At 63.9% G+C, this 13485-nt stretch carries 9 protein-coding genes; 1 reads left to right on the forward strand and 8 read right to left on the reverse strand.

The window, feature by feature from the left end:
- Positions 1-95 precede the first annotated feature (95 nt).
- Genes M1D93_RS01325 through M1D93_RS01340 form a run of 4 tightly spaced genes read right to left on the reverse strand, consistent with a single transcriptional unit; the run spans position 96 to position 6208 of the window.
- On the reverse strand, positions 96-1865 hold the full coding sequence (locus M1D93_RS01325) for a glycoside hydrolase family 3 protein (protein WP_461173411.1): 1770 nt from the start codon (positions 1863-1865) through the stop codon (positions 96-98).
- Positions 1862-4150 (reverse strand): alpha-L-rhamnosidase, encoded by a 2289-nt coding sequence (locus M1D93_RS01330; protein ID WP_461173412.1) that lies wholly within the window; start codon positions 4148-4150, stop codon positions 1862-1864. The genes M1D93_RS01325 and M1D93_RS01330 overlap by 4 nt, the downstream gene beginning before the upstream one ends.
- 52 nt (positions 4151-4202) lie before the next feature.
- Positions 4203-4874 (reverse strand): TetR/AcrR family transcriptional regulator, encoded by a 672-nt coding sequence (locus M1D93_RS01335; RefSeq protein ID WP_461173413.1) that lies wholly within the window; start codon positions 4872-4874, stop codon positions 4203-4205.
- A gap of 50 nt (positions 4875-4924) precedes the next feature.
- Entirely contained in the window at positions 4925-6208 is a 1284-nt protein-coding gene (locus M1D93_RS01340; RefSeq protein WP_461173414.1) for an MFS transporter, read from the reverse strand.
- A 295-nt stretch (positions 6209-6503) separates the two neighbouring features.
- Here M1D93_RS01340 and M1D93_RS01345 point away from each other — a divergent pair, with 295 nt between their 5' ends.
- Positions 6504-7505 (forward strand): LacI family DNA-binding transcriptional regulator, encoded by a 1002-nt coding sequence (locus M1D93_RS01345; protein ID WP_461173415.1) that lies wholly within the window; start codon positions 6504-6506, stop codon positions 7503-7505.
- On the opposite strand, the gene M1D93_RS01350 is transcribed toward M1D93_RS01345, so the two are convergent.
- The 4 genes from M1D93_RS01350 to M1D93_RS01365 form a co-directional block, all read right to left on the reverse strand.
- A complete protein-coding gene (locus tag M1D93_RS01350) occupies positions 7502-10084 on the reverse strand; it encodes a family 78 glycoside hydrolase catalytic domain (protein ID WP_461173416.1) in 2583 nt (860 codons plus the stop codon). The two genes, M1D93_RS01345 and M1D93_RS01350, sit on opposite strands and share 4 nt — an antisense overlap.
- An 82-nt stretch (positions 10085-10166) precedes the next feature.
- Positions 10167-11072 (reverse strand): carbohydrate ABC transporter permease, encoded by a 906-nt coding sequence (locus tag M1D93_RS01355; protein WP_461173417.1) that lies wholly within the window; start codon positions 11070-11072, stop codon positions 10167-10169.
- Positions 11073-11078: 6 nt separating this feature from the next.
- A complete protein-coding gene (locus M1D93_RS01360) occupies positions 11079-11963 on the reverse strand; it encodes a carbohydrate ABC transporter permease (RefSeq protein WP_461173418.1) in 885 nt (294 codons plus the stop codon).
- 86 nt (positions 11964-12049) lie between these two features.
- Positions 12050-13369, reverse strand: coding sequence for an ABC transporter substrate-binding protein (locus M1D93_RS01365; RefSeq protein ID WP_461173419.1), 1320 nt, complete (start codon positions 13367-13369; stop codon positions 12050-12052).
- Positions 13370-13485: the final 116 nt, after the last annotated feature.

Below are 13485 nucleotides of genomic sequence, written 5' to 3' on the forward strand. Positions count from 1 at the left end.
ATGGTTCACCCCGGAGCCCCGGGGCGGCCTCCACTGCCGACGGCAGGATCTATCACTACGCGCTCGTCCAAAAACTCCAGGCAACCCCAGAGACTTCAGGCCCCGGATTGGCTAAGGCTTCGCAGCCCGTGGCCGTAGGCGTACAGCGGGTCCCGCGTCCCGCCGGGGGCATCGCTGTGCCCCTCGAGGACCGCTTCGGTTGAGCGCGGCAATTCGAACGGCAGCCTGCCTTCCGGGATCTCGGTTCCCATCAGGACCCGGGCGAGGGCTTCGTCAGACACGCCGAACGTGGCCAGTATCGCGGAGCAGTGCGGTTCCAGGGGCGTGAGGATGGCGGGGCGGTCGAGGTTTGCCACCAGGAGCACGGGAACCTGTGCTGCCAATTCCTTCAGGTGCGCCACAACGGCGTCGTCGAACTCGAGGCCGCCGGCGTGGAACATGGCCTCAAGGAACAGATCGTTCCGCGGGTCAAAAGGGGCGTCAAGGCGGACAACGGCAAGGTTCGCCTCTTCCGGCGATCCGACAACAGTGATGCCGGAGGGAACGGCCTCGGCTGACATGCCCTCCAGGTAGACGCGTGTGGAGGACTGAAGCGGACCGATACCCTCCGAGGTCTTGAGGACCACCACCGACCGGCTTTGGGCCTTGAGGCCCTCCTCCCGGAACTGCGCGTTGCCCACCAGGGCCGCCGCGGCGTCCTCGTCTACGTAACGGTTCTCGAAGAGCCCAAGCTCGAACTTCACCCGCAGCAGGCGCCGGACCGACTCATCGATGCGCTGGCTTGAGATGCGGCCGGCGGTAACGAGCCCTACGAGGATTTCCGGACAGGACTCGCCGCCGAACTGGTCACAGCCTGCGTCGAGGACCTTAACCATGCGGTCTTCGACAGAGAGGTGCTCCACGCCCCAGGCCCTGGCCGGCAATGTCATGCCAAAGACCTGGGAATCGTGAAGGAGGCCCCAGTCGGTGCACACCACACCGTCGTAGCCCAGTTCCTCCCGCAGCAGCCCGGTGATGATCTGGCGGTTGAACCCGAAGCCCACTTCCTCGATGGCTTCCCCGTTGCGGGTGAGCCCGACGGGCATGCCGTAGTACGGCATAACGGCGCTGGTTCCGGCGTTGATGGCGTCCCGGAAGGGCAGCAGGTGGTCCTCGAACCTGCCGCCGGGGTAGACCTGTTCCCGGCCGTAGGGGAAGTGCGGGTCTTCGCCGTCCTTTTGGGGCCCGCCGCCAGGAAAGTGCTTGGTCATGCACGCCACACTTTGGCTGCCCAACGTTGGGCCTTGGAACCCTTCGAGGTAGGCCGCGGCCAGCTTTCCGGTCAGCTCCGGGTCCTGACCGAAGCCGCTGTACTGCCGTGCCCAGCGGGGCTCCGTGGCAAGGTCAACGGTGGGGTGCAGGGCGGCGCGGAGACCGACGGCGAGGTACTCCTGCCGGGCTGTGTCAGCGAACCGTCGCACAGTTTCCGGGTCCCCGAGCGCGGCCATGCCGATGGGTTCAGGCCAGGCGGAGAAGAAACCTGCGGCAAAAGAGGCGCCCTGGTTTTCGGCAAAGGCATGCCGGGGGTCCGTGGACACCGTGGTGGGGATCCCGAGCCGGGTCCGGGACGCCAGTTCCTGCATCCGGTTGTGCCAGCGGGCTGCGCTGCGGGCATCAGCGAGTTGGTGCACATTGAAGTGGCTCATCTGGCTGTCAGTGATCAGGCGCTGCGTTTCCGGGTCGACGTCCGCCCCGCCGAAGGAGATGGCGTGGAACATCTGTCCGGCCTTCTCCTCCAGGGTCATGCGTGCCAGCAGGTCGTCCACGCGCTCCGCAATCGGCCGGCCGGCGTCCAGGTACGCGGGTTCGAGGGCGGTGTGCGTCATTTTGATTCTCCTGCCAGGGCCAGGCCTGTTGTGGTGAACGTGTGGGTGCCCGCCTGGACGGTCCGCCTCGGTGTGGATGGCAGGTCGACGTCGGCCGTCACCCCGTCGGGTACCGTGACGGTGAGTATCAGCTCTCCCTCCGGGGCCAGGTGCCATTCGCTGGCCACCGTGCCGCGGGGAGTGGCAAGGGATGTTTTGGCCCAGTCGATTCCGGGGCCCGGCCGGGGTGCAAAGAGGACCTTGGCGTAGCCGGGTTCGAGGGGCCGGATCCCGCCGACAACCTTGTGGAGCCAGTCGGCCACGGCACCGAGGGCATAGTGGTTGAAGCTGGTCATCTCGCCTGGGTTGATTGTTCCGTCGGGCAGCATCGAGTCCCAGCGTTCCCAGACGGTGGTTGCTCCCATCGTCACGGGATAAAGCCAGGACGGACAGTGCTCTTCGAGGAGCAGCCGGTAGGCGTCCTCGATGTGCCCGGACTCGGAGAGTGCCCAGGTGATGAAGGGAGTGCCGGCAAATCCCGTGGACACCCGGTAGCCGTTCTTGGCGACAAGCTCGGCCAGGCGGTTCCCGGCAAAAGCCCGCTTCTCCTCGCTGTCGAGGACATCGAAGGCAAGCGCCAGGGCGTACACGGTGGTGCAGTCGCTCAGGATGGTCCCGGCCGCGTCGATGTAATGGGTGTTGAACGCGGCACGGACGCGTTCGGCGAGGTCCTCGAAATGGCGGGCATCGTCGTCGTGCCCCAGAAGTGAGGCGGCCTGGGCTGTGATCCGTGCAGTCCGGTAGAGGCAGGCCGTGGCCACCACGCCGTTGTCGGCCTTTGAGTTCCACGGCTGGTCAGGGTCGGCATCCGGGTCCAGCCAGTCACCGAACTGGAAGCCCTGGTCCCACAACCCGTTGTCGGAGAGCAGCCCCTCGACTCTTTGGGTGTGCGCGGCCATGGACTCATATTGCCGCCGCAAAACATCCTGGTCGCCGTAGGCTTCCCAGAGCGCCCAGGGCACCCAGACCGCGGCTTCGCTCCACAGCGCGGTGGATTCGGGGGCGGGAAATTCCTTCGGGTGCTCCTCGTATTTGAGGATGTCCGGCACGGTGAAGGGCACCAGTCCGTTAGCGGCCTTCTGCTCGGCAGCCAGGTCCTGGAGCCAGTCCTGCAGGAAGTCCTTGACGTCATACAGGTACCCGGCCGTGGGTGCGAAGACGGAGATGTCCCCGGTCCAGCCCAGGCGTTCGTTGCGCTGGGGGCAGTCGGTGGGCAGGTCGAGGAAGTTGCCTTTCAGGCCCCAGACGATGTTCCGGTGCAGTTGGTTGACCGGTTGGCTGGAGCACTCGAAGTGTCCGGTGCGTTCCAGGGCTGAGTGGACGACGACGGCCTCCAGGGCGTCCGCTGTCAGGTCGCCGGGCCAGCCGCTCACCTCCGCATAGCGGAAGCCGTGGAAGGTGAAGGTGGGTTCAAAGAAGTCCTGTCCGCCGGAGAGGACCAGGGTGTCGGTGGCCTGCGCGGTGCGCAGTGGCCGGACGCCAAGTTCACCGTCCTCCAGCACTTCTGCATGGCGAAGGGTGATGACGTCCCCGCGTTGTCCCTGCACAGTGAAGCGGAGCCAGCCGACCAGGTTCTGGCCAAAATCCACGATGGTCCTGCCGCTGGGTGACGTCAGGATACTGACGGGTTTCACCACGTCGTTCCGGACAACGGGCGGGCCGATCGGTTCCACCAGCCGTGACGTGTCGAATTCGAGAGCATGGACTCCCGTCCAGGACCGCGCGTCGTAGCCGGGGTGTGCCCATTCGGTATCGGCCCGGCGGGCGTCGATGGTTTGCCCGTTGTAGATGTCGTTCGCGGTTGTTGCCGAAGGACCGGATTGCCACGACGAATCAGTGCTGACTGTCTGGACGAAGCCATCCCCGAACTCGATGTCCAGCTGCCCGAAGAAGCCAAGTTCTTTGCCATAAAACGCTGAATTACCGTTCCAGGACAGGTTGCCCCGGTACCAGCCGTTCCCTAAGGCGGCGCCGAGGGTGTTGGCGGGCTGCAGCAGTCCGGTCACGTCATAGGTGAGGTAACGCAGCCGCCATTCATATGAGCTCCAGCCCGGGCTCAGCACGTCATCCCCGACCCGCTCGCCGTTGAGGAAGGCTTCAAAGACGCCGAAGGATGTTGCCCGGAGGGTGGCCCTCACCGGGGTCCCGTGGCCGCCCGCGAGGGAGAACTCCTTGCGGAGGAGCGGGGCGCCGTCGAAGTCCTCATTGGGCGCAATCATTGCCGCGGACCAGGGTAGTGCTGTCATGTGCTTCTTTCCGTACGTAGGCAGTGGGGTTGCGCCGGGCAGTCGGCGCGGCTCAGCCGGCAAGTCCGCGGCCGTCAGTTGTTATGGACTTTGCGAGTCTGTCGAGGTAGGCGTAAACCCTGTCGTGCAGTGACGTGGACGGCTTGGCCAGAGCCCACTGGATGGTGAAGCCGTCCACGACGGCGAGAATCTCACTGGCCACCTGACGGGCGTCAGTTCCTGGGATGAGCGCCCCGGCAGCGACCATGTTGTCGAGGATTCCCGATGAGAGGTCGATGATGTTGGCGTAGCGTCGCTGGAAGTATTCGTGCGCGGGATGCTCTTCGTTGGACGATTCGGCTGCCAGGACCGTGAACATTTGGGTGAGCCCGGGCTGGCCCTCGTTGAAGGCTGTCTGTGCAGCCATCTGCCGGAAGTACCGTATGGGGTCGTTCAGGAAGTCTTCTGCGTAGAAGGCCTCGACCGCCCGCTGGTCGCGCAGTTCGAGGACGGCCGAGAGGAGTTCCTCCTTACTGCCGAAGTGGTGGATCAGTCCGGCTTTCGTCAGCCCGACGTCGGCGGCAATCTTGGGAATGGAGGAGTTGAAGTAGCCCCACTGGGAGAAGTGCTCGATGGCGGTCTCAAGAATTGCCTCGCGCCGTGCATCCGCTGCCTTGTACGGGCCCGTCCGCCGGACACGTTTGGCCTGGACTGGGGCTTTGCTTGCCTCTGTTTGCATCGTCATAATTTAACCTTCCCGGCGTCGGCTTCGTTGGGGTGGCACTGATCTTCCGGCTAGCCCGTGACGTTCTGGGGAACGTTCCCGGTGGTGACCTTCCCGCCGTCGTCCTTCAGGAATGTGCGCATGCGGAAGATCCAGAAAATCCCGATGAGGTACGCCGCGCCGGAGGTGACGATGAGGAACAGGAAAAGGAGCGCCGGGCCGGCAGCGATGATCAGCGGTGTGACCAGGGCGGCGCCGGCGGCGACGAGCCGGGCGAAGGCGATGGTGATGCCCTGGGCGGTGCTTCGGTGGCTGGTGGGGAAAAGCTCCTGGGACCAGATCTTGTACATGGGTTCACCGGCAATCGCGCCGCCGAGCGCCCCGAATACTCCCATGATGACCAGCGTGATGGCGCTGACGCCGAAGACGAGCGGGACCGCCAGGCCTGCCAGGGCCAGGATGGCTGCGAAGACAAAGGTGCGGTGGCGCCGTGAGCCGTCCACGATGCGCATCATGACGAAAAGCCCGGCCACGCTGAGGAGCAGGATGCCGAGTCCCAGCATGGAGGCAGTTGCCACGTCTACGCCGGCTACGTTCACGAACAGGTAGGTGGAGAACTGGCCGTTGGTGTTGGCGGTGATGTTGACCAGCGCGTAGAAAAGGCCTGTGGCGGCCAGCGGGGCGAAGAGCTTCGGGGAGAAGAGGGCCCGCAGCGAACGCAGGTCGACGCGCTCGTCATCGCTGGGAGTGTTCTGCGACTGGGACCAGAGGCGCGACTCCGGGATTCCCCAGCGCAGCGCGACAGCGATCAGTGCGACAGCAGCGAGGTGGCCGTAGATGATCTGGGCGCCCAGCACTCCGGCGTTGCCGAAGAAGATGCTGATCATGATGACGCCCAGGATGCCTGCCATCCAGAGCACGTGGGTGAAAGTCACCATCTTTCCGCGCTTGTCCTCGGGAGCCGATTCGGCGATCATCGCCATCGACACAGGCAGGTCTGCGCCAGCTGCGAGGCCGAGCACGGCCAAGCCAACATACAGCACCGCAATCCCGGGGGAGAACATCAGCACCAGGGCCGCCACTACATAGACGCTCAACGTCACCAGGAAGACCCGGCGGCGGCCGAACCTGTCGCCAAGGCGGCCGCCCACCAGTGCTCCGACGGCGATCATGATCGTCAGCAGGGCCGAGAGCTGGCCGATCTGGGCGGGCGTCAGGCCGAGGGAACCCTGCAGGATCACCAGGGCCGTTCCGGTTCCGGCGATGGCTCCGGCATCGACGTAGGAGGCGAGGCCGGAGGCAAATGCCACGCGCCACCCGTGCCGGTTGGCAGCTTTTTGGTCAAGGGTACTCATGGGGACTCTCCTTTGAATCACAGTCACGTGGGGGAGCAGGAGACTTGAATCGTTTCGATCCTGCTTCTGGAAGCGTAACAAGTTAAAAACCGACCCACAAGATGGTTTTCGTTTTCCATCTAAAAAACTGACTTCACGCACTGGTCCGTATCCCGTTCCCTGCCTTCTGGCACAGGCCCTTGCCGCCACCGTGCAGGAAGGTGTGAAAAACTGGGTTCCTCACCAGCCAAGGGAGTATCGAGAGAACGTGCCAGCACACAGCGTTGCCGAAACCTCAGCGGATTCTGCCCCGAGCATGAACGATGTTGCACGGGTGGCGGGGGTATCCCTGGGGACTGTTTCGAATGTGCTGAATAAGCCGGAAATTGTGTCGGAGAAGACCAGGCTGAGGGTGCAGGCCGCCATTGACGAGCTTGGTTTTGTCCGCAACTCGGCGGCACGGTCGCTGGCGGCGGGAAGCAGCAGGACCATCGGGTTGGTACTGACCGACGTGGGGAACTCCCTCTTTGTCGATATTGCCCGCGGGGCTGAAAGCGCCGCTGCTGAGCAGGGCCATTCCCTCCTTTTGGCCAACAGTGACGTGGATTTCCAGAAGCAGGAGGGGTATCTGGACATCTTTGATGAGGCGCGGGTAGCCGGCATCATCCTTGCCCCTTTGGATGCGGGGCTGGAAGGAGTTGACCGGGTGCGCCGCCATGGCCGCAACATTGTCCTGGTCAACTACGCCGGCGGGCGGACGGACTGCTGCAGCGTTCTGGTTGATGAGGAACACGGGGGCTACCTGGCGGCCCGGCACCTGATTGGCCTCGGCCGCCGTCGGCTGGTGTTCGCCGGTGGACCGGATGATCTGCACGCTGTGAACGATCGCCGCAAGGGGGCCATGCGTGCCGCCTCTGAGACCAGGGGAATGGTGTCGCTCGAGGTGATCATGGGCCGGAGCCTGAACAGCCCCGAGGGCCGGCGGATCGCGGGGGACTTGGCCAGCCGTGGCCGGAGCAGGATGCCGGACGGCATTATCGCGCCTTCGGACCAGTTGGCTGCCGGCATGATCCATGAGCTCACCGCCACTTACGGACTGAAGGTTCCCCAGGACATTGCTGTGATCGGGTACGACAACAACCAGTTCGCCACCGAAGGCGCCATCCCGATGTCCACCGTCGGGCAGCCAGGACACGAGATGGGCCGGGTGGCCACAAAGCTCCTGTTGGAGGAAGTGAACCAGCCCGGCCAGCACGTGCACCGCACCCTGATGCTGGAGCCCACACTGTTTGCCCGCGCCAGCACGCTTGGACGCTAAGCCACCGTTTCCACCACGTAGTTGAACGTGCCAGGACCGATCTCCAGCGGCTCCTGGCCCGGGAGTTCCACCCTCGCCGTGCTGCCTGTAGGCACCTGGACCCTGACTTCCAGGCCCGCGCGCTTCAGCGTCCAGGAGATACCGGCCCTTCCATACGGTGTCTCATGCTGCGCTGATGCATGCGTGAGGTTTCCACCGGGGCGGGGTTTGAACAGGATCCTGCGGTAACCGGGCTCCAGCAGCGAGATGCCGGCCACGACGCGGTGCATCCAGTCCGCGACAGCGCCGAGCGCGTAGTGGTTGAAGGAGGTCATGTTGCCGGGGTTGACGGTTCCATCCGGCTGCATGGCGTCCCACCGCTCCCAGATGGTGGTTCCGCCCTGCTCAACGGCATAGAGCCAGGACGGGCATTCCTTTTCCATCAGGAGGGCATAGGCCGTATCGAGGGCACCGACGTTGGTGAGGGCATCGGAGATCAGCGGCGTGCCGGCGAAACCGGTGGCGATCCTGTTTCCACCCTCCGCGACGAGCTGTGCGAGGCGCTCGCCCGCCCGTCGCTTCTGGTCTTCGCTGGGGAAGAGGTCAAAGACGATGGCGAGGGCGTAGGCAGTTTGGGCGTCACCGGCGACGGTGCCTGTCGGGAAGATGTATTCGTCCGCGAAGGCCTTCGCTACGGCCCGGCCCAGTTCGGTGTAGTGCAGTTCGTCCGCGGTGTTGCCCAGAACGCTGGCGGTCTTGCCGAGGTGGAGGGCGGACCAGGCGAAGTAGGCAGTCGCCACGAGGTAGGGATCCGTTTTCGCAGCTGTCGGATCATGCGGGGGAGCTGTCGGGTCCAGCCAGTCACCGAGTTGGAAGCCGGTGTTCCACAGGTGCGACGGCCCTGCCTTGGAGTCCATCAGGTCCACCCATGCTTTGGCACTGGCGTACTGGTCCTTAAGGATCCGTGTGTCCCCGAAGCGTTCGTAGATGGTCCAGGGGGTCAGCACTGCAACGTCACCCCACACAGCACCGGGCCGGATGGGGGTCCATTCGTCCCCACCCGGGATTACCGGAACATACCAGGGAATGGTGCCGTCGGGCAGCTGCTCGACGGCGACGTCCTTGAGCCAGGAGCTGAGCATTCCGGAGCAGTCGTAGAGGAAAGACGCTGTGGGGGCGAAGACCTGGATGTCGCCGGTCCAGCCCAGCCTCTCGTCGCGCTGGGGGCAGTCGGTGGGGATGTCCACGAAGTTGCCGCGCATGCTCCAGCGAACGTTTTCGTGCAGCCGGTTCAGGTCGGGGCTGGAGCTGTCGAACCAGCCGGTCCGTTCCATGTCGGTGTGGTAGACGCGCGCTGTGACATTGTCTTCGATGTCGCCGCCGGTCCAGCCCTCAATCTCGGCGTACCGGAAGCCGTGGATGGTGAACCGCGGCTCCCAGGTTTCGGGTCCGTCCCCGGCGATGGTGTAGGTGTCGGTGGAGATGGCCCTGCGGAGCGGACGGGTGAACAGTTCGCCGTCCTGGAGTACTTCCGCATGCCGCAGGGTGATCTGATCCCCTGGCTTGCCTTGGACTGTGATGCGGAGGCGGCCCACCAGGTTCTGCCCGAAGTCCAGCAGCAATTTGCCGGCCGGGCTGGTGAACGCCGCCGCTGGTTGTACTTCCTCGGTGCAGCGAACGGGCGGCCCGTCCGGTGCCACAAGTGTGGATGGCTCCCGGGCAACTTCGACGACGGGACTCCAGCCGGCGTCGTCGAAGCCCGGGTGGCTCCAGCCTGATGGCAGCTGCCGCGCGTCGTAGGTTTCGCCCTCGTAGAGCCCGGTGAATTCGATGGGCCCGAAGGCGGCCTTCCAGTGGGTGTCGCTGCCCACGACGGTGACCGAGCCGTCGTCGTGCGTGATGTGAAGCTGGGCGAGCAGGCCCACCTTGTCGCCGTAGAGGTTGCGGTAGCCGTCGTGGAAGCCGATGCGCCCCCGGTACCAACCGTCAGCCAGCCAGCTTCCGAGGGCGTTGTCGCCCTGATGCACCAGTTCTGTCACGTCGTAGGTGTAGTAGCGCAGGCGCTGCCCGTAGACGGTCCAGCCGGGCGAGAGGATGTCGGTGCCCACACGGGCTCCGTTGATCTCCATCTCGTAGAGGCCATGGGCGGTGACGTAAAGCCTGGCTTTGCTGACCGGACGCGGCACCGAGAAATCCCGGCGGAGCAGCGGCGGGCGGCGGTCCGACTCCGGGTCCTCTTCCCAGGCGGGGGTGATGGCTGTTGCGGTCCAGTCTTCCGGGGCAAGGAGGCCTGCTTCAACCGTGGAGGGCGCGCTCCAGCCGCTGGGCTCGGCGTCGTCCTGGCCCCAAACCCGCACGCGCACGCTGGCTTCCTCGCCGGAACGCAACGGGGCGGACGGCCAGGGAACCAGGACGGATTCGCCGGAATCGACGCGGGGACCAAGCTCGACGTCACCGCCACGTGTGGTCTCGACCTGGTACGCGGCGGGCGTCCATCCGGCCGGTGCCGCGGTTTTCCAGGAAATTCGCGGGGTGCTGTTACCAACGCCGATGGCTTCCCGGTAGTGCTCGAAGGTTACCGGCTTAACGGTCGCTGACATGTGTGATTCTCCTGGAGGTGTTGCAGGCGGCTGGGGATGTTGGACGGGCGGACGTGGCAGGAAACGGCGTGGTGACGGGCTTTTACCCCTTGACGGCGCCGCCCGCGAGTCCCTTCATGACCCGCTGGTTGAGGAACAGGTACAGGACAAGCGTGCCGAAGACGTTGATGCAGATAGCGGCGAACAGCGGACCGTACTGGACGGCACCGAACTCGCCGGTGAAGTTCAGCAGGCCCACCTGGATGGTGTTCAGGTCGGCGTTGTTGGTGAACGTCAGGGCGATGAGGAGGTCGTTCCAGATGAAGAAGAACTGGACGAGGGCCACGGTGAAGACTGCGTTCCGGACCATGGGGAAGCCGATGGAGAAGAAGGCGCGGACCATGCTGGCGCCGTCGAGGGTGGCGGCTTCGAACACTTCCCGGGGCACGGCCCGGAAGTAGGTGGCCATCATAAACACCGTCAGCGGGAGCCCGGTGGCGGTGTAGGTGATGATCAGCGGCCAGAGGGTGCCTGTGATCCCCATCTGGAAGTAGGCGGAGAAGAGCGGGAGCAGGATCATCTGGCCGGGGACCATGATGCCGGCGAGGAAGGTCAGGAGGACGGTATTGCGGCCCTTCCAGACAAGCACTTCAAGGGCGAAGCCGGCGGCGACACCGAACAGGACAATAAGGAAGAGCGACGGGATGGTGGCGATGAGGCTGTTGGCCACATAGGTTGCGAGGTTGCCGGTGGTCCAGGCTTCGGCATAGTTTCCGAAGTTGAAGTTCTGCGGGAGGGCCCAGACGGGGTTGTTGAGGAACTCGTCCTGGGTTTTGAATGAGCCCAGGAAGAGCCAGACCAGTGGGTAGATTTCCACGATCAGCAGAAGGGCGACCAGGAGGTTGATTGGCAGGCGTTTCAGCGCTTTGAGGTTCCTGGCCCGGCTGCGCGGGCTGGGGACAGCTGGGCGCGTGCTGGTGCGGGCGGGTGACGTGGCAGGAGCGGTCATCGTCGGTCAGTCCTTGGTGAGGTCGCGGCGTGAGGAGCGGAAGATGAAGAGCGTGACGATGAGGCAGAGAATCGTCAGCAGCAGGGCGATGGAGCTGCCGTAGCCGTAGTCCCCATAGGTGAATGACGTGCGGAACATGTGCAGGGTCAACGGTGTTGTGGCACTTCCCGGCCCGCCGTTGGTCAGCGCGACGATCGAGTCGAAGACCTTTAGTGTGCCGTTGATGCTGAAGATGACGGAGGACAGCAGCACCGGCATGGACAGCGGCAGCACAATGTGCCGGATGAGGCGCAGTCCTTGGGCGCCGTCGAGCCGGGCGGACTCGAGGATGTCCTCCGGGATGTCCACCAGCCCGGTGTAGAGGAGGACTGCGTAGAAGCCCATGGATCGCCACAGGTCCATAATGATGATGACCCAGAAGGCCCTGGTCCCGTCACCGAACCAGTCGATGGAGCCCATGCCGACGGCGTTCAGCGCCGAGTTCACCAGGCCGTTCTGGGGCGCGATTTCGAACATTTTCTGGAACAGCAGCGCGACGGCGACCGTGGGCAGAACGACGGGGAAAAACACCAGGGTGCGGATGAGGCTGGAGCCGCGCCTGAGTGCGAAGACATAGAGCAGGGAAAGCAGGTAGCCCAGGAATACCTGGCCCGCGGTGATGATGATGGCGTAACGGACGGTGAACCAGAGTGCTTCACCGACCGCTGGGTCTGAGAAGAGCTTTTCGAAGTTGGAGAGCCCGGCGAACGTGAAGCCCGTGATGGCGTTACCGGAGAGGAAGGTGTAGCCGAGGGACCAGAAAACCGGTATCAGCATGGCCAGCGTGTAGACCAGCAGTGCGGGACCGAGCAGGATGGCGACAGCCTTCTTGTCTCCCAGGACGTTGTTCATGATGCTTCTTTCATCGGGGAGGTTTTGTTACGGGGCGCCGGGGCCGGCCGGGCATTGTTGGGATGCGGCCGGCCCCGGCAGGAGAGTTACTTGGCGTCCAGGTCGTTCTGGACGAGTTCCATGAACTTCTGCGGGGCGATGCTGCCCGAGACCAGGCCTGCCGCGTTCGTCTGGCTGGTGGTGGTCGCCTTCGTGCTGAACAGCGCCTCGAACCAGAGCACGCTTTCGGTGGTGTTGTTGACCGTCTCCTGGGTGGACTTCACCAGCACGGGAACATCCTCAACAGGAGCGTTCTGCTTGAAGCCGGAAATCGAGTTGGCGTTTTTCAGTGCGCTGCTGCCGTAGTTGGCGGCGATGCACTTTAGCCATGCTGATGCCTTGTCGTCGTACTTCTTGGCATTGAAGGTCATCGGCAGGCCCACGTTTGCCGCGTACTGATTGTCGATGCCTGCGCCGCCGGAAACCTTGGGGAAGGGCAGGAAGCCGATGTTTTCCTCGCCGATCTTGTTGGCTTCCTTGTCATTGAAGTTCGACAGGATCCAGCTGCCCATGTAGAACATGCCGGCTTTACCGCTCATGAACTGGTTGGCGGCGGTGTCATAGTCGATGGAGCCAACGCCCTGTCCGAAGTAGCCCTTGGCACCGAGGTCGGCAACGGCCTGTGCGGCTTTTACATACTCGGGGTCGGTCAGTTTCGCTTCACCGTCGGCAACCTTCTTCATGGCATCCGGACCGAGATCGCTGAAGAGGTAACCGCTGAGGAGCCGCGTGAGCGGCCAGCCCTGCTCGCCGGAGGCCGACAGCGGGGTGACGCCTGCTGCCTTCAGTTTCTCGCCGGCTTCAACGAACTCGTCCCAGGTCTTGGGTTCGGTGATGTTGTTCTCAGCAAAGAGCTTCTTGTTGTACCAGACGCCTTCGACGTTGTACTGGTACGGCAGCACGTTCAGCTTGCCGCCGTAAAGGGCTTTGATCGTTGACACTGCTCCGGGCAGGACGGCGTCGCTCATGCCCAGGTCAGCGAAGGCCTTCTCAAAGTCGAGGATGTTCCCTGACTTTTCCAGGTCCTGGGTCAGGGCAGGCGCGTTGCCGGCCGCGAACTGCACAGGCAGGGCGTTTTGTCCCGCCAGCAGCTGCAGCTTCTGGTCCAGTCCCGTCTGCGGAACTGTTTCGATCTTCAGCGGCGCGGCGTCGTTTTCAGCCTTGCACTGGTCTTTGCTCAGGGTCTCCAACTCACCGCGAATGGTGGTGTTCTCCACATTGGTCAGGTAAGAAAATTCCTTGGAACCCTGGGCGGAGTTTCCGCTGCCACCAGCACCGCAACCCGTGAGCAGAAGGGCGAGAGCTCCTACCGATACAACTACTGGAGCAAATACGCGGACTTTGGGCCGCGACACAACAGAAACCACAGTTCCTCCTTGAAGTGTGCTTCGTTTGAAGCGTTTCAATAAAGGGTAAAGCGTGCTCATCTGATGTGTCAATGATCACGCGCAGCTATGCGCTCCAGGCCGCTAGCGCCTGGGCA

Source organism: Arthrobacter sp. Z1-9 (assembly GCF_054792695.1).